17 protein-coding genes are annotated in these 16,798 nt (G+C 58.1%); 10 read left to right on the top strand and 7 right to left on the bottom strand.

The features are described from left to right. Nucleotides 1-207 precede the first annotated feature (207 nt). Together fadD2 and fadD1 are read left to right on the top strand one after the other, a co-directional pair. The gene (gene fadD2, locus BUE92_RS08340; protein ID WP_073523026.1) at nt 208-1,896 is read left to right on the top strand and encodes a long-chain-fatty-acid--CoA ligase FadD2; all 1,689 of its coding nucleotides are present in this window, start codon (nt 208-210) and stop codon (nt 1,894-1,896) included. Between the two features lie 381 nt (nt 1,897-2,277). Continuing rightward, on the top strand, nt 2,278-3,969 hold the full coding sequence (gene fadD1, locus BUE92_RS08345; protein ID WP_032895580.1) for a long-chain-fatty-acid--CoA ligase FadD1: 1,692 nt from the start codon (nt 2,278-2,280) through the stop codon (nt 3,967-3,969). Between the two features lie 186 nt (nt 3,970-4,155). Here the strand turns inward: fadD1 and BUE92_RS08350 are convergent, their stop codons facing one another. Continuing rightward, nucleotides 4,156-4,533, bottom strand: a complete 378-nt coding sequence (locus BUE92_RS08350; protein WP_073523028.1) for a hypothetical protein — start codon at nt 4,531-4,533, stop codon at nt 4,156-4,158. A 201-nt stretch (nt 4,534-4,734) separates the two neighbouring features. Here BUE92_RS08350 and BUE92_RS08355 point away from each other — a divergent pair, with 201 nt between their 5' ends. The 3 genes from BUE92_RS08355 (at nt 4,735) to def (ending at nt 6,590) form a co-directional block, all read left to right on the top strand. After that, a complete protein-coding gene (locus tag BUE92_RS08355) occupies nt 4,735-4,920 on the top strand; it encodes a CsbD family protein (RefSeq protein WP_003193737.1) in 186 nt (61 codons plus the stop codon). Between the two features lie 180 nt (nt 4,921-5,100). Next, nucleotides 5,101-6,054, top strand: a complete 954-nt coding sequence (locus BUE92_RS08360; protein WP_073523030.1) for a YihY/virulence factor BrkB family protein — start codon at nt 5,101-5,103, stop codon at nt 6,052-6,054. Beyond that, nucleotides 6,051-6,590, top strand: coding sequence for a peptide deformylase (def, locus tag BUE92_RS08365; RefSeq protein ID WP_003193731.1), 540 nt, complete (start codon nt 6,051-6,053; stop codon nt 6,588-6,590). The genes BUE92_RS08360 and def overlap by 4 nt, the downstream gene beginning before the upstream one ends. Nucleotides 6,591-6,611: 21 nt before the next feature. Here def and BUE92_RS08370 read toward each other — a convergent pair whose 3' ends face one another. Beyond that, a complete protein-coding gene (locus BUE92_RS08370) occupies nt 6,612-7,040 on the bottom strand; it encodes a GNAT family N-acetyltransferase (RefSeq protein ID WP_073523032.1) in 429 nt (142 codons plus the stop codon). Nucleotides 7,041-7,342: 302 nt separating this feature from the next. Here BUE92_RS08370 and BUE92_RS08375 point away from each other — a divergent pair, with 302 nt between their 5' ends. The 4 genes from BUE92_RS08375 to BUE92_RS08390 all read left to right on the top strand — a co-directional run bounded on the left by BUE92_RS08375 (nt 7,343) and on the right by BUE92_RS08390 (nt 10,667). Then, on the top strand, nt 7,343-8,272 hold the full coding sequence (locus tag BUE92_RS08375) for a fatty acid desaturase (protein WP_073523034.1): 930 nt from the start codon (nt 7,343-7,345) through the stop codon (nt 8,270-8,272). A 9-nt stretch (nt 8,273-8,281) separates the two neighbouring features. Next, complete coding sequence (locus BUE92_RS08380) at nt 8,282-9,073, top strand: phosphate/phosphite/phosphonate ABC transporter substrate-binding protein (protein ID WP_073523035.1); 792 nt, start codon at nt 8,282-8,284, stop codon at nt 9,071-9,073. Between the two features lie 108 nt (nt 9,074-9,181). Then, complete coding sequence (locus BUE92_RS08385) at nt 9,182-9,853, top strand: sigma-70 family RNA polymerase sigma factor (RefSeq protein WP_256673940.1); 672 nt, start codon at nt 9,182-9,184, stop codon at nt 9,851-9,853. Further along, a complete protein-coding gene (locus BUE92_RS08390; protein ID WP_256673943.1) occupies nt 9,759-10,667 on the top strand; it encodes an aliphatic sulfonate ABC transporter substrate-binding protein in 909 nt (302 codons plus the stop codon). The genes BUE92_RS08385 and BUE92_RS08390 overlap by 95 nt, the downstream gene beginning before the upstream one ends. A 112-nt stretch (nt 10,668-10,779) precedes the next feature. Here BUE92_RS08390 and BUE92_RS08395 read toward each other — a convergent pair whose 3' ends face one another. From BUE92_RS08395 to BUE92_RS08415, 5 genes are all read right to left on the bottom strand, one after another. Then, complete coding sequence (locus BUE92_RS08395) at nt 10,780-11,241, bottom strand: hypothetical protein (RefSeq protein WP_073523037.1); 462 nt, start codon at nt 11,239-11,241, stop codon at nt 10,780-10,782. A 132-nt stretch (nt 11,242-11,373) separates the two neighbouring features. Beyond that, nucleotides 11,374-12,780 (bottom strand): MFS transporter, encoded by a 1,407-nt coding sequence (locus BUE92_RS08400; RefSeq protein WP_073523108.1) that lies wholly within the window; start codon nt 12,778-12,780, stop codon nt 11,374-11,376. Between the two features lie 57 nt (nt 12,781-12,837). Further along, nucleotides 12,838-13,470, bottom strand: coding sequence for a glutathione S-transferase family protein (locus BUE92_RS08405; protein ID WP_073523040.1), 633 nt, complete (start codon nt 13,468-13,470; stop codon nt 12,838-12,840). A 189-nt stretch (nt 13,471-13,659) separates the two neighbouring features. Further along, nucleotides 13,660-13,893: a DUF6124 family protein gene (locus BUE92_RS08410; RefSeq protein WP_073523044.1), complete on the bottom strand. Its 234-nt coding sequence runs from the start codon at nt 13,891-13,893 to the stop codon at nt 13,660-13,662. 394 nt (nt 13,894-14,287) lie between these two features. After that, nucleotides 14,288-15,199, bottom strand: coding sequence for a hypothetical protein (locus tag BUE92_RS08415; protein ID WP_073523046.1), 912 nt, complete (start codon nt 15,197-15,199; stop codon nt 14,288-14,290). A 446-nt stretch (nt 15,200-15,645) separates the two neighbouring features. On the opposite strand from BUE92_RS08415, the gene srmL reads away from it, so the two are divergent. Further along, nucleotides 15,646-16,791 (top strand): PheS-related mystery ligase SrmL, encoded by a 1,146-nt coding sequence (srmL, locus tag BUE92_RS08420; protein ID WP_073523049.1) that lies wholly within the window; start codon nt 15,646-15,648, stop codon nt 16,789-16,791. Nucleotides 16,792-16,798: the final 7 nt, after the last annotated feature.

Here is a 16,798-nt window from a genome sequence, read left to right on the forward strand (position 1 = left end):
TGCTCAGGGTGGTTGCATTGTATAGCTCATCCGGCGTGGGGCGGGGTATCTGCCTACGCCTTAGGTGCAAGATTCATACAATCAATGACACAGTTCAGCGTCTTGCCTGTTTGGCCATAGCTGCTAACTTCCCCAAGGCTCCGCTTCTTATTGCTGCACATTTGCATGGCAGCGGCCGGACACACTCAGGTAAAGAGGACAAGAATAATGCAACCTGATTTCTGGAATGACAAACGCGCGGCGGGAGTCCCCAATGCCATCGACCTCAGCACCTACAAGTCGGTGATCGAGGTCTTCGAGCGTTCCTGCACGACCTTTGCCGACCGTCCGGCATTCAGCAGCATGGGCATTACCCTCACCTACGCCGAGCTTGAGCGCCAGAGTGCGGCGTTTGCCGGTTACCTGCAGCAGCACACCGACCTCAAGCCCGGCGAGCGCATCGCGGTGCAACTGCCCAACGTGCTGCATTATCCGGTTGCGGTGTTCGGCGCACTGCGCGCCGGGCTGATCGTGGTCAATACCAACCCGCTCTATACTCCGCGCGAGATGCGCCACCAGTTCAAGGATGCCGGTGTGCGGGCGCTGGTCTACCTCAACCTGTTCGGTTCACGTGTGCAGGAGGTGTGCGCCGACACGGAGATCGACTACCTGATCGAAGCCAGGATGGGGGACTTCATGCCCGCCGCCAAAGGCTGGCTGGTCAACACCGTGGTCGATAAAGTCAAGAAGCTGGTCCCGGCCTACCACCTGCCGCGGGCAGTGTCGTTCAAGCGCGCCCTGCGCATGGGCGCGGGCCTGGGGGTGACGCGCCATCCGGTGACCCTGGACGATATCGCGGTGCTGCAATACACCGGCGGCACCACCGGGCTGGCCAAGGGCGCGATGCTCACCCACGGCAACCTGGTGGCGAACATGCAGCAGGTGCGCGCGTGCATGTCGCAACTGGGCGACGATGGCCATCCGCTGATCAAGGAAGGGCAGGAGGTGATGATTGCACCGCTGCCGCTGTACCACATCTATGCATTCACGGCCAATTGCATGTGCATGATGGTCTCCGGTAACCACAACGTGCTGATCACCAACCCACGGGACATCGGCGGGTTTATCAAGGAGCTCAAGCAGTGGCAGTTCTCCGGCCTGTTGGGGCTGAACACACTGTTTGTGGCGCTGATGGACCACCCGGATTTCAAGACCCTGGATTTCTCCCACCTGAAGATCACCAACTCCGGCGGCACCGCCCTGGTCAAGGCCACGGCGGAACGCTGGAAGGCGGTGACCGGCTGCGCCATCGGCGAAGGCTACGGCCTCACCGAAACCTCGCCAGTGGCCAGTACCAACCCCTACGGCGGCCTGTCACGCCTGGGTACCGTGGGCATCCCGGTGCCGGGTACGGCGATGAAAGTCGTTGATGATCAGGGCCATGAACTGCCCTTGGGCGAGCGTGGCGAGCTGTGCATCCAGGGCCCGCAAGTGATGAAGGGCTACTGGCAGCAACCGGCCGCCACCGCCGAGGCCCTGGACGCCGAAGGATGGCTGAAAACCGGTGACATTGCGGTGATCGATACCGATGGCTACATCAGTATTGTGGATCGCAAGAAGGATTTGATCATCGTCTCGGGCTTCAACGTGTACCCCAACGAAATCGAAGACGTGATCATGGCCCACCCGGCCGTGGCCAACTGCGCCGTGATCGGCGTGCCGGACGAGCGCACGGGGGAGGCGGTAAAGCTGTTCGTGGTGGCACGGGCCCAGGGGGTGAGCCTTGAGGAACTGAAGGCGTACTGCAAGGCCAACTTCACCGGGTACAAGGTGCCCAAGCATATTGTGTTGAGGGAGTCGTTGCCGATGACGCCGGTGGGGAAAATTCTGCGCCGGGAGCTGCGCGACATCGCTTGAATTGAAATAGGGTACAAAAATGTGGGAGCTGGTTTGCCTGCGATAGCAGTGTTTCAGTCGCCTGTTGAATTGACTGATCCACCGCTATCGCAGGCAAGCCAGCTCCCACACTGTATTTTTCGCCCTTGAGAGCCTGTTCTAGAGCCATTTCTGGCGTTATAGAATTTTTGCTCTAAAAGTGACCATTGGATATTCTTGAGTCATGTTTATGACTGTAGGGCCCTCTTTTGGCTCTAGGCGGCCCTTGGCAAAGCTGCTACTCTCGGCGCGCTTTGTGACTTCTAGGCCTGCTTGAAAGCGCCAGATTCACCTAAAAACATACACCAATAATAATCGCATCAAATGCGATGATGAATTCGCGTCGCTGAGGAGTGGGCTTCCATGAATGAAGACTTTTGGAAGGATAAGTACCCCGCCGGGATTGCTGCACAAATCAATCCAGACGAGTATCCGAATATTCAGGCGGTACTGAAGCAGTCCTGCCAGCGCTTCGCCAACAAACCGGCTTTCAGCAACCTGGGCAAGACAATCACCTATGGTGAACTGTACGAATTGTCCGGCGCATTTGCCGCGTATCTGCAACAGCATACCGACTTGAAGCCTGGCGATCGAATCGCCGTGCAACTGCCCAACGTTCTGCAATACCCCGTCGCTGTATTCGGTGCCATCCGCGCCGGCCTGATCGTGGTCAACACCAACCCGCTGTACACCGCGCGGGAAATGGAACACCAATTCAATGATTCGGGGGCCAAGGCCCTGGTTTGCCTGGCCAACATGGCGCACCTGGCTGAAAAAGTCGTGCCCAAGACAGCCGTCAAGCACGTGATCGTCACCGAAGTCGCCGACCTGCTCTCGCCCTTCAAGCGCGTGCTGATCAACAGCGTGATCAAGTACGTGAAGAAAATGGTCCCGGCCTATCATCTGCCCCAGGCCATCAAGTTCAACGACGTACTCGCCAAGGGCCATGGCCAGCCGGTCAACGATGCCAGCCCGGCCAGCGGCGATGTGGCTGTGTTGCAATACACCGGCGGTACCACCGGCGTGGCCAAGGGCGCGATGCTGACCCACCGCAACCTCGTTGCCAACATGCTCCAGTGCAAGGCGCTGATGGGTTCCAACCTCAATGAAGGCTGCGAGATCCTGATCACGCCGCTGCCGCTCTACCACATCTACGCCTTCACCTTTCATTGCATGGCGATGATGCTGATCGGCAACCACAACATCCTGATCAGCAACCCGCGCGACCTGCCGGCGATGGTCAAGGAACTGTCGAAGTGGAAGTTCAGCGGCTTCGTCGGCCTCAACACCCTGTTCGTGGCACTGTGCAACAACGAAGGTTTCCGCAAGCTGGACTTCTCTGCACTGAAAGTCACCCTGTCGGGCGGCATGGCCTTGCAACTGGCAGCGGCGGAGCGTTGGAAGGCCGTGACCGGCTGCGCGATCTGCGAAGGCTACGGCATGACCGAGACCAGCCCGGTGGCCACGGTCAACCCGATCCAGCACATCCAGATCGGCACCATTGGCATTCCGGTGCCTTCCACCGCGTGTAAAGTCATCGCCGACGACGGTACCGAGCTTGCACTGGGCGAAACCGGCGAGTTGTGTGTGAAAGGTCCGCAAGTGATGAAGGGCTACTGGCAGCGCCAGGACGCCACCGACGAGATGCTCGACAGCGAGGGCTGGCTGAAGACCGGCGACATCGCGATCATCCAGCCAGACGGCTACATGCGTATCGTCGACCGCAAGAAGGACATGATTCTGGTCTCCGGCTTCAACGTGTACCCCAACGAGCTGGAAGACGTACTGGCGGGCCTGCCGGGCGTGCTGCAGTGTGCGGCCATCGGCGTACCGGATGAAAAATCCGGCGAGCACATCAAGCTGTTCATCGTGGTCAAGCCAGGGGCTACCCTGACCAAGGACCAGGTGATGGAACACATGCGCGCCAACGTCACCGGCTACAAGGTGCCCAAGGCCGTCGAGTTCCGTGATGCGCTGCCGACCACCAACGTGGGCAAGATCCTGCGGCGTGAATTGCGTGATGAAGAGCTGAAGAAACTCGGTCTTAAAAAGTAACCCATAAAAAACCCCGCTGATGCGGGGTTTTTTATGGGGGCGCGTTCATCGCCTTCTGTAGGAGCGAGCTTGCTCGCGAAAAACGTCAACGGTAACGCGTGCTTCCTGGAAAAACGCGGTGCCTGTGAGTTTTTCGCGAGCAAGCTCGCTCCTACAAAAGTCCTGTCAGGGCAGCCCGCACGGTTTTTAAAGGGCGAACTGCGCGAAACTCACACCCGCACCGGCGGGGCGCACATCCTTCAAGAACGAATCCTTGTCGGCACTCAACTCCAGGGTAATTTCTGGCTTGCGCTTGCCCGCATTGCGCACCACCAGCCCTTCGAGTTTTTCACGCAGGAACACGGTCGGCACCTTCAGGTGCAGCAACTGGTCGGTGTCGGCGTTGTGCATCAACAGGTGGATCCACTCGTACTGGCCCACGGCAATGCGCCCCACCGGCAGGTCGAACCACCAGATGTTGCGTTTGTGGTCCAGGTCGGTGAAATGGCAGTTGTTGACGCCGAGTACGGCACCGCCCAGTTCCTGGTTTCTGCGGGCGATGGCCTGTGCTTTATTGAGTTTCATAACCTTCCTACGGGATCTGTTATTCAGCGTTGCAGCCTGAATGTGCCGGGCATTCTCGTGGGTTGGCCGCAAAACATAAAGCCAAACCTGCCGCTTTCGATGAAATGCTCGTGCAAAAATAATTGAAACTCTGCCGCTGCGCTTCAGGTCAACCGCTACGTAGTGACCAAAAACCATTTGATTGTTATCAGGAGTAATACCATGAGCAGCACTTCCGATAAGGTAAAGGGCTTGGCGAACGAAGCTGTCGGTAACATCAAGCAAGGCGTCGGTAAAGTCACAGACAACGATAAACTGCGTGCTGAAGGCGTGATCCAAGAGAAAAAAGGCGAAGCGCAGCAAGCAGTGGGCAAGACCAAGGACGCAGTGAAAAAAGCCACTGAGTAACACGTCCCGGCTGGCTGACCCCAGCAGCCCGACGGCCATCCACGGATGGCCGTTTTTGTATCTGGCGGTGCAACTAAACTTTCGAAATTGTTTCAAAGTCGCCAAATGGGCTACTTTGATGTAGAAAACGGCCCCTGAGTCGCCCACGAACTCAACCTCTTTGCGGCGAAAGGAGACGCTATGCTTTTTCCGGTACTCGATGGTCTCAAGCTGCACAAGGTGCTGATGCGCACCGTCACTGAATTTCTCGATGACGAGATGCCGACTTACGCCTCGGCACTGGCCTACCAGATGCTGTTCTCGTTGTTCCCCTTCCTGCTGTTCCTGATCGCCCTGATCGGTTTCCTGCACCTGCCTGACTTCTTCACCTGGTTGCGCCTGCAGTCGGAACTGGTGTTGCCGCCCCAGGCGCTAGAGCAAGTCAACCCGGTGATCGATCAGTTGCAGCAGTCCAAGGGCGGCTTGCTCTCGGTGGGTATTGTCATCGCACTGTGGACGGCCTCCGCGGGCGTGCGCCTGATGATGAGCGCTATGAACGCCGCCTACGACGTGGTTGAAGGGCGGCCGATCTGGAAGCGTTTCCCGCTGTCGATTTTCTACACCGTGGGCATCGCCGGCATGCTGCTGGCCGCCGCCGCGCTGATGGTGCTGGGCCCGCAAGTCATGGAGTGGCTGGCCGGGCAGATTGGCATGCAGGAATTCGTGGTCACGCTGTGGACCATCCTGCGTTGGCCGCTGATTGTCATCTTGCTGATGTTCGCCGTGGCCCTCATGTACTACGTGATGCCGGACGTCGAGCAGGAATTTCGCTTTATCACCCCCGGCTCCGTCTTGGCGGTGGTGGTATGGATCGTCGCATCCCTGGGCTTTGGCTATTACGTCAAGACCTTCGCTGACTACAACGCCATGTATGGCAGCATCGGTGCGATCATTGTCTTGCTCCTGTATTTCTACATCTCTGCTGCCGTACTGCTGCTGGGCGCGGAGATGAACGCGGTGATCGAGCACATGTCTGCCGAGGGCAAGGACCCCGGTGAGAAGGAAATAGGCGAGCCGGGCCACACCGATGAAAAACAACACGTCTCAGGCCTAGGCCGGGACCACTCCAAGCCCATGACCGAGCCTGAACAATGATCCGTGAAATCCTGAAAATGGGCGACGAGCGCCTGCTGCGTATCGCCCCGCCGGTGCCGCCGGAAATGTTCGACAGCCCAGAATTGTGGCAACTGATCGACGATATGTTCCAGACCATGGAGCACGTGGGCGGCGTTGGCCTGGCCGCGCCGCAGATTGGCGTGGACCTGCAACTGGTGATCTTCGGTTTCGAGGCCAGCGAACGCTACCCGGACGCGCCGCCGGTGCCGCAGACCATCCTGATCAACCCGCTGATCACACCGCTCAGCCCGGTGCTGGAAGAGGGCTATGAAGGTTGCCTGTCGGTGCCCGGCCTGCGCGGCGCCGTGAACCGTTACCAGCAGATCCGCTACGAAGGGTTCGACCCCAAGGGCGAGCCGATCGTACGTTTTGCCGACGGCTTCCATGCGCGGGTGGTGCAGCATGAGTGCGACCATTTGATTGGCCGGCTGTACCCATCGCGGATTACCGATTTCAGCAAATTCGGGTTTATTGAAGTGATGTTCCCGGAGCTGGACCCAACGGCTGACGAATAGCCCTTCTGAACCCACATTGGATCAGTGTTTATTCAGGACTGGGGTATTGAGCCCCATTGCAATCATCGGCTTATTGCGCTTGTAACGCACCAACCGTTCACTCAGCGATTGCGGCAAAACCGTGTCCTGGCTGAACCCCATGCGTTGATACAACCCTTCCAGATCCGGATGGCACAGCAACCAAACCGTCCCCTCACGACTCGCCACCGCCTCGCCAATCAGTCGCGCCGCTAGCCGCTGGCCACGATAAGTCGGCGCCACAAACACCCCCGTCAGCCACTGCCCACCCACCACCGGGCTCAAGCACAAGCCGGCCACGATCTCGCCATCTCGCACTACCCACAAACGGCCGCCCTTGAGCGCCTTCATCGATGAATTGTGGCTGCGGTAAAACTTGTTCAGCAGTGGCCACAGAGGCTCGGCCAGCGGTTCGATGTGCAATGGGGGCATGGGGTTCAGACAAGCGTTATCCAGGGCAGGGGATTATAAGCGCCTTCTGCCGGGCAATAGGTGGTATACCCAGTGCTACATCCCCTGTTAGTGGAGCATGCATCATGGCCAAAGGTATGGATTCAAAGAAAGCCGCGAAGAAAAAACCGGCAAAGACCGCGGATGAAAAACGCGCGGACAAGAAGACCAAAAAATCCGAAGCAGGCCTGTTCGGTCACTGAGTTACAAGCTTAGAACCAAACGATCTGCAAGATTTTCCCGCCTCATTGCACAGAGCAGGAAACACCTGCTCTGAGCTGCCGATGGCCAATTACCTTGATCCGACCCACCGCCGGGAAATCGAAGCCCTGGCGACGACCTTTGTGGCAAGAACCGAGTGGCCGACCTGGCTGCTGTTGATCGGCTTGTATGCCGGCTGGTTTGCGGTGATCCTTGGCAGCCGGTGGCTGGGCATGTTGCTAAGCATGTTGCTGCTGATTCCGCTGGTGACCCTGTGGCTATCGGTGCAGCACGAATTGCTCCACGGCCACCCGACCCGTTCGTTATGGCTGAATAAACTCCTCGGCTATGCCCCTTTCGCGGTGTGGTACCCCTACACGCTGTACCGCGACAGCCACCTGTTGCACCATAACGACCACGACCTGACCCTACCGGGCATCGACCCGGAAAGCCGCTACCTCAATCAGCAGCAATGGGACAACAGCTCGCTGTTCGAACGTGGCGTGCATTGGCTGACCAAGACCGTGCTTGGCCGCTTCCTGCTGGCTGCGCCGTTGGCGATTGGCCGGTTGGCGCGTCACGAGTTTCAACGCCTGCCCCAGGTATGGCCAATGTGGCTGGCCCACGGCGCCGTCACTGTGCTGATGCTGAGTTTCATCGCCTACTACAGTGCGCTTGCGGTCTGGCATTACCTGCTGCTAGTCAGCGTGCCAGCCTTGTCCCTGGCCTCGATCCGTTCCTACTATGAGCACCGACCCCATCCTCGGCCGGAACAGCGCACAGTGCTCAACGAAGCGTCCTGGCCCTGGGCCTGGCTGTTTCTCAACAACAATCTGCATCTGGTACACCACGATCTGCCGATGTTGCCGTGGTACCTGTTGCCCAGGGTGTACCGTGCCCGGCGCGAACAGTGGCTGGCGCGCAGCGGTGGTTTCCTGGTGCAAGGGTACGGCCAGTTGATCAGCCGCCACGGCCTCAAGGCCATCGACAGTCCCCGGCACCCGTTTGCCTGAGAGACGACCATGAGTGAGCACTACGCCGACCTGCGCATGTACGTTGCGCCCGAGGCCATCCAGCAGGCCAATCAACATTGGCTGGCGCGCATCCTCGAGCGCTTGAAGCTGCATCGTCTTGACGCCGACCACCTCGACTTGCCCGGCCTGTGGCTGGCGCCGCAATTGCTCGTCAGCCAAACCTGCGGCTACCCACTGATGACCCAACTGCGCGGCCAGGTGCGTATCATTGGGCGCCCCCGTTACGAGTTGGCCCACAGCCGCCACGGCGAACATTGCAGCCTGCTGTTGACCCGCGCTGACAACCTGCGTACCCGCCTGGCGCAGTTCTACCAGAGCCGCGGCGTGATCAACGGCCACGACTCCAACAGCGGCATGAACCTGCTGCGTGACTGCCTGGCGCCGTTGCAGCGCGACGGGCGGTTCTTCGCCAGCGTCGGCATCAGCGGTGCCCACCGCGAGAGCTTGCGCTGGCTGCGTGAAGACCGCGGCGACCTCGCCGCCATCGACAGCGTCACCTACGACTACCTCGCCCGATTTGCCCGCGAAGAAGTGGCGGGCCTGCGTATCGTCACCCGCAGCGCGCCGAGCCCGACTTTGCCCTACATAGGCGCGCTGGGCTTGAGCGATGCGCAGGTAGCGCAGATTCGTGAGGCGATGAACCTGGCGTTGCAGGACCTGCCGCAGGTGGCGCAAACCCTCGGTGTGCGAGCTGTGCTTCCTGCCAGCGAAGATGACTACCAGGTGGTGTTGGATTACCAGCGCAAAGCCACCAGCATCGGCTATCCGGTACTTCAATAAGGTTATATAAAAATGCGTTTTAAATATTATTAAAGCATAAGAGGCCTTGCTAGGATCGCTTCACCGGAACACCGGACATACCGCGCAACCTACTCAGAAGGAGCCACCATGTCCGGCGCCGATAGTGCTCACAGCGACTACGTGGGCTCACTGTTTCGCATTCATTACCCTTGGCTGTGCAGCCGCTTGCACCGCTACCTCAACTCCCGTGCCCACGCCGAAGACATCGCCGTCGACGCGTTTGTCCAGCTCCTGAGTGCGCCTCAGGTAGCGCCGATACGACAGCCGCGCGCATTGCTTACCACCATTGCCCAGCGCCTGGTGTACCAGGTGTGGCGCCGGCGTGACCTGGAGCGTGCCTACCTCGCTGCGCTGGATAACGATGCAGCCTGCGCCGAGGACCGTGCCCAGGTACTCGAAGCCCTGCAAGCCATCGATCTATCGCTCGACCGCTTGCCGGCCAAGGTCAAGACCACGTTCCTGTTGTCCCGCGTCAACGGCCTGACGTACCCCCAGATCGCCGCCGAACTGGGGATTTCCCAGCGCTCGGTCAGTGACTACATGGCCCGTGCTGTTACCGGCCTCGAATCCCACACTGACGGTGCTCACTTTGAATCTGAATCGAACCACCAAGAGGCAACTTATGAAAGCAATCAAACACCTGCTGGGCAGTTCGCTGCTGGCATTGGCGGTACTGGCGCAACCCACCTCGGCGGCCGAACCTTCCACGCTGCGCATCGGCTACCAGAAAAGCTCGGTCAGCATGGTGCTCGCCCGTGAGCACAAGCTTTTCGAAGCCGCACTGCCGGGTACCCAGGTGCAGTGGACCGAATTCCTCGGTGGCCCGCCGCTGATCGAAGCGCTCAACGCCGGCAGCCTGGACATCGGCAATATTGGCGATATCCCGCCGATCTTCGCCCAGGCGGCCGGGATCGACTTGCAGTATTTTGCCGTCGAGCCCAACGAGGGCAAGGCCGAAGCAGTGCTGGTGCCCAAGGCCAGTAGCGTGCAGAACATGGCCGAACTCAAGGGCAAGCGCGTGGCATTGCTCAAGGGCTCCAGTGCACACAACCTGTTCCTCAAAAGCCTGCTGCACGCCGGGTTGCAGTGGAAGGATGTGAACGTGGTGTACCTGTCGCCTTCCGACGGCCGCGCCGCGTTTGAACAAGGCAAGGTGGACGCCTGGGTGGTGTGGGACCCGTACTACTCGGCCGCCGTGATCGACGGCTCGGCACGTGTGCTGCGGGACGGGCAAGGGTTGAACCCGGCGGGCAGTTTTTTCGTGGTCAACCACCCGTTTGCCAAGCAGTACCCAGAGGCCATCGCCACGATTATCCAGACGCTTGGTAAAGCGCAGCGCCTGTCCCTTGACCAGCCCGACGCGAGCATCGCGCTGATGGCCGGTACCCTGGGCCTGCAACCGGCTGTGGTCAAAAGCTACTTCGAACATCGCTCGCCTGAGCCGATCCGACCCTTGGCGGCCATCGACATCGCCAACCAGCAACGCACCGCCGACTTGTTTTTTGCCAACGGCCTGATCCCGAAAAAAGTCGATGTGCAGCAGGCTGTCTTCAAGCCTCTTGGTCATCCATGAGTCAGACCCCTGAACCGAACAGTGTGGGAGCTGGCTTGCCTGCGATGCAGACACCTCGGTGTATCAGTTGGGCCGAGGTGATGCTTTCGCAGGCAAGCCAGCTCCCACCTGTTTAGATCGCGGCCAGGGTTTCTTTCACTGCCTGGGCTGGCGAGGCAGTAGCCTTCGCCGCTACCTGCTGCTGTTGCTGCTCCTTCAAGCGCTCGGCTACTTGCTTGGCGATGGCGTCTTGTTTGTCCTGGGGCATCGCCTGCACTTGTTCTTCGGTCAGCCCTTGTTCCTTGAGCAGCTGTTCACGAATGCGTTCGGCTGGGGTCTTGCTCATGTACTCGGTGAACTCGGTACGCGCCTTGGTGGTCGTGGCCTGTAATTGCACGCGGGTTTGGGCGAAGGCTTCGTCGATGCGATCGCTGGCCTTGTCCAATTCCCTCTGCGCGGCGGGCACTGTCACGCTGTGTTGCGCAGCCTGCAGGGCGCCGCTGTACAGCGCACTGGCGGCGGCGTTGGCGGGGTCCATGTCGGGTCGCGTGATCTGTTGCACGTTCGACGCCGCTTGAGTGTTGTTAACCAGCATGATCGGTCACCTATGAAAACAGACGGTGCGACAGCTGGAGCAAATACTGTGCCGGTTGCCAGACCCCAGTGTTTACTGGGGCTGGCGTCGTCGGCGCGGCAAGCCTTCTCCTTGTGCGGCCAACCGTTGCCGTCAGTGAGCGATGTTCTCCAGCGCCAGGTTGCGCGTGCGCGGCCCAAACCAACTGATGGTAATCATCACGATCAACATGCTGCTGGCAATAAACGCCAACACGCCCGGCGTGCCCAGGTGCTCGAGGATAAAGCCGATCAACAGGCTGCTGAACACCGTGGATAAACGGCTGAACGAATAGCAGAACCCGACCGCCCGAGCACGGATATTGGTGGGGAACAATTCGCTCTGGTAGGAGTGATAACTGAAGCTCAGCCAGGCGTTGCAGAAGGTGATCATCACCCCGCAGAAAATCAGCCCTAACGCTGTGGTTTGCAGGGCAAACAGGCTGCCGAAGATCACCGCACCCATGGCTGAGCCGACGATCTGCCATTTGTTCTCAAAGCGGTTGGCCACCTTGACGAACAACAGCGGGCCCAGCGGGTAGGCGAGGGTGATGATGAAGGCGTAGAGCAAACTGTGGGTCACGCTGACACCCTGGCCCGAGAGCAAGGCCGGCAGCCAGTTGCCAAAGCCGAAGAAGCCGATGGCCTGAAACACATGGAACACGATCAGCATCAAGGCACGACGACGGTAGGGCGGCTGCCAGATATCGGCGAAACGGCCACTGCCCTGCACACTGATCGCTTCGGGTTCGGGTTCGTCCAGCGGCTTGCCGTGATCCTTTCGGCAGCGTGCCTCCAGGTTGTTCAGGATCGTGTCGGCCTCTTCGAAGCGTCCCTTTTGTGCAAGCCAGCGCGGTGACTCCGGCAGGCGCTTGCGCAGTTGCCAGATAAATAGCGCAAACACCGCACTTGAGAGCACCACCCAGCGCCAGCCCGCGATGCCGAAGGGCGCCTGTGGCACCAGCCACCACGACATCAAGGCCACGGCCGGCACCGACAGAAACTGGATAAAAAACGCAAAGGCAAACGCCGAACTGCGCATGCGCTTGGGCACCAGTTCCGAGAGGTAGGCGTCGATGGTCACCAGTTCGATGCCAAGGCCAATGCCCACCAGAAAGCGCATGCAGATGATGCCCACGGCCGAGGTTTGAATGCCCATCAACACCGTGGCCACTGTGTACCAGACCAGCGCAAAGGTAAAAATCGCGCGTCGTCCGAAGCGGTCAGCGATGGGGCTGAGCAGGCTGGCGCCGAGGAACAGGCCCAGGAACGTGGCCGAGGCGAAAGCGGCCTGGTCCGAGAAGCCAAACACGCCTTCGCTGCCGGTATGAAAAATCCCGTCGCTGATCAGGCCAGGGCTGATATAGGCGGTCTGGAACAGGTCATACAGCTCGAAAAAACCGCCGATGGAGAGCAACGCCACCAGGCGCCAAACAGTGGCGACGGCGGGCAAGCGGTCGATGCGTGCGCTGATGTGGGCGGCGCGGGTGGGGTCGATGGCGGAGGCGGTAAGTGTGGACATGAACACCTTCAGTTCGCGGCGAGTTTTAGCTTCAAGCTTGAAGCGCATAACTGCTTTCTAATTATGCCCGTCGAGAGCGAAGGCCTTGAAACCGGCGTGCTGGCCGAGCCGTTGGTAATACGCCGCTATGGCGGGGTAGAGCGGCCGCTTCATGGGTGTCACCTGCCAACGATGCACCGAGAGTCCGATAAGGATATCGGCGAGCGTGAAATCATCGCCGGTCACATAGGCGCCTGTCTTAATCAGCTGCTGTTCCAGAATGCCCATTTTATCGTTCCAGACCTTTACTGCGACGGCGATCTGCGTCGCATCCAGGCCGTCCGGATTATTGCGTACCAGCGCGGTGAACGCGTCGCCCCAGGCGCGGTTGAGTTCGACGGCTTGCCAGTCTATCCATTGCTCGACGCGGGCACGTGGTGCCGGCTCGATGGGTAGAAGGTCATGGCGCTGATAAAGGCCGACCAGGTAGCGACAGATGGTATTGGACTCCCACAGCACGCCATGGTCGTCGATCAGCACTGGCACCTGGGCGTTGGGGTTCAAGGCGAGGAAATCGGGGGATTGGGTAGGCTTGAAACCGATGCCCCAGTCTTCGCGCACGTAGTCGATGCCCAGTTCCTGGCAGGTCCACAGCACTTTGCGCACGTTGATGGAGGAGGTACGACCCAAGATTTTCAGTGAATGGCCCATGGTGCTTCCCTGGCATTTGGAGAATGACCAATCTAGCAGGGGCCGGGCACGGCGGCGAGGGTGTGAAGCGGGCACGGTCGAAAATGTGGGAGCTGGCTTGCCTGCGATAGCGTCGTATCAGGCAACACCTTATTGACTGACACAGCGCTATCGCAGGCAAGCCAGCTCCCACAGGGATCGTGTATTGCTTCAGCAGCGTGGTGCGTGCTGGTCCATGGCCTTGCCCACCAGCAATACGCTCAGCTCGCTCAATTGATGAATGGCCAGGGCTACATCGCGGTGTTTGCCGGTGAGGTCATCGGACAGGTCGAGCAGTAGGGTACTGACGGAGCAGACGGTTTCGTAGCTGTTGCTCAGTAAAGATTCGAGGGAAGTATCAGGGATGACGGTGAAAAGCGTATGCGTGGGATGGATGCTTTGCATTGTTGAAATACCTGTTTTGGGCTGATACCTCATCGCTACTAAACGAAGGGTGGCAGCTGTACGCAGGTTAGTAGACCGGTATCCCACACAAACCCGGCGCACCCGAAGGCGCCCTGCGCACAGCCACCATCAAACATCGATAGGCTCATGCATCTTGTGTGAGGAAGCTCAGGCTACTAAACCCGATCACCGAGAAATTCAGCGATCGTCAAACCTTAGAGACCGCCACCGAGGCGCACAAGCCGGCGGATTCTGACGTAAGCGTAGGCAGCGGAGCAAGGCGCTTACCGCAATGTAAGCTGCGTCCTACGATGATCCTACGTTCGTCTGATCATTCTCACGGCTCTCCGTGGGAAATAAGTTCTGCCGAGGGGGGAATGGCATCAACTCATTTTTATGATGAATGAACAGCGACTCCCGGGCATAGGAAGTCAATGTGGTACCCCGTTGTTCCATCCCCAACTGCCACATGGACTCCGCTGATGCCTTCGTTCATTTGGGAGTTGACCTTGAAATCAATCAGTGGGGCGATTGCCTGGTTTACGCCGATTGCGAACTCAGTGAGCTTCGCAGCCCTGGGCCCCGCCGCGTTTTGAATGAGGTCTATGTAGTCTCGGTCACCTACTTTGAATGACGTGACCGTGTTGCCACTGATTTTGAGTGAGGCTTTTTTGGAGGCAACCTCTTCGAGCAACCTATCAAGTGAGTTTTTAAAAGCCCGGTCCCTATTCTCTGTCTTCCTGCACACCGTCAGAATTCCCGCAACATAAAAATCGCCATCTACATAAAACGGACATGGGGCTTGAGGTTTCATATGGGCGAAATGAACCTCGAAAAGCTCTGCAACTGAATGAACGAAATCACCCTGCAAGTCTTCTTCAAATACAGCATAAGGAACGGCATCGTTTGAAAGGGTTACGTTCGAGTGCGTCATGGGGCCAGACAGTTTTAGCGGGGTCTTGCAGTTAACCAGCTCTACCATTTTTCTCTGTTCGGTCAAGGCATGTGCGATGTTGCTTTTGTTGAGTCGTTCTAAGCCATAAAGGGCGTTATCTATGGATGCCTCAAATACATGTACGGGGCAAAAGATGCAGCGTTTTTGACTAGTAAGTTTCGCCAGTTCAAACGTTTTTTTTGCAGCGCTGTCAGTGAACGAAAACACGATGCTGTTTCGAGCCAGTGACTCAGCCGCCATAATGTTTTGCGTAACGAAGTTTTGTTGAGCGCAGCGTTTCAAGAACGGTTCGGAATCTGAGAATACTTCAAAGCTGGTTATGTCCAAAAATTGTGGTTGGGAACGCGTCATGTTCACTCCTCCTGGGCGAGGGCGCCAAGGCATTGGCCTTGGCGCGTTCGTGCTCTAGTTAAGGCCATGAGAGTGGTGGCCAAGTAAATCCTTCAGCGTCGGATGTTATGTGATTGAGCTTTGGTTCGAATGGCTCAATTACTGAAGCAGCTTCTGAAATTTTCATTTTTTCCTCCCGTAGGAATTGATTGGATGCCCTGATGGTAGGGCGAGATCATTAAAGCGCTAGATAGGTGGAGAGGAAACTGTTGATTTGTATTTTTTATATCGATTATTTTTAAGGGGAGATTTTTTATAAGGAGTGAGGGTTTCTGTAGGCGTTGTCTGTAAGTTCGATCTGATAATGTAGTTTTTATAGGGTGGGTTGTTGATCTTGTTTGTTTTTTAAGCGTAGTTTTTAACTTTCGTTTGCGCAGTTGGATGGCGCGGATAGTGGAGGGGTGATCATGCGTTTATTCAAAAAGGTAATAACTGCCAGCGAGCTACATAAGGCACTTACACTTACGGACCTCACCGATGTGACGCCTGAACCTCATGCGGTCCGACTACTGCTCGATGAAATACTTTGCGAGCTGACTCGGCGTCACTGGCCTGAACCTCAACTCCTTGAGGGGCCGCGAGTGGTAACGGCTCAAGATAACTATGGCTTGCTTGGTTATGACGGGGATGAAATTACATTGGGCAGCGCTCATACGCGCTGGGTCGACAACTTGAGCCTGCTCCGTACGCAAACCACCAGCTTGATTCCCGCCGCATTGCAGCAGTCAAGCGCAGTCCGCCAACCTGGGCAAATTATGATGTTGGCTGCGCCAGGCATGACGTTCAGACGTGACAGCCGAGACCGCTGGCACTGTGCTGAGCCCCACCAGATGGACATCTGGGTATTAGGTGACCCGCAGCTTTCTACCCAAAATCACCTCCTGCGCTTGGTTGGGGATGTTCTGGACGCTGCGGTACCCGGTATGGCCTGGGTTTTCTCGGACAGCCCTCACCATTACACCGAGGGGGGTATCGAGGTGAACCTGATGCTTGATGGGAAACCGATTGAGGTACTGGAATGTGGTTGTATTGCTCAATCACTTCTTGAGCGCTTGAACATCAATCCTCTGCAGCACGGTGGTTTGGCATTGGGCATGGGGCTGGACCGGTTGACCATGCTGCGCAAGGGCATTCCGGATATTCGGCTCCTGCGTGATACCCATCCCCGTGTCAGGGCCCAAATGTTTGATTTGAAACCCTGGCAACCGATCTCTCGACTGCCGTGTATCACTCGGGACATCTCCCTCGCGGTCACGCCAGGGCAAAGCGAAGAAACCATCACCGAAAAGATGCTGCTCGCAGCCGGGGAGGATGCTGTGTGGGTGGAAGAGATGCAGATCAAGGGGCGCTGGTCTCGAGATGAGTTGCCGGCGCAAGCAATTGCTCGCCTGGGGTTATTGCCTGGGCAGGAAAACATCCTGCTTCGCATCGTGTTGCGCGATTGCTCGCGCTCCATCAGTTCAGAGGAGGCCAACGCGCTCTATGAGCGTGTCCAGGCAGCGTTGCACGAAGGTGCGCAGGGCAGTGGTTACCGGCTCCCTGCGTCTGATTAAAACGAGG

This window comes from Pseudomonas fluorescens, assembly GCF_001902145.1.
Taxonomy (GTDB): domain Bacteria; phylum Pseudomonadota; class Gammaproteobacteria; order Pseudomonadales; family Pseudomonadaceae; genus Aquipseudomonas; species Aquipseudomonas fluorescens_BV.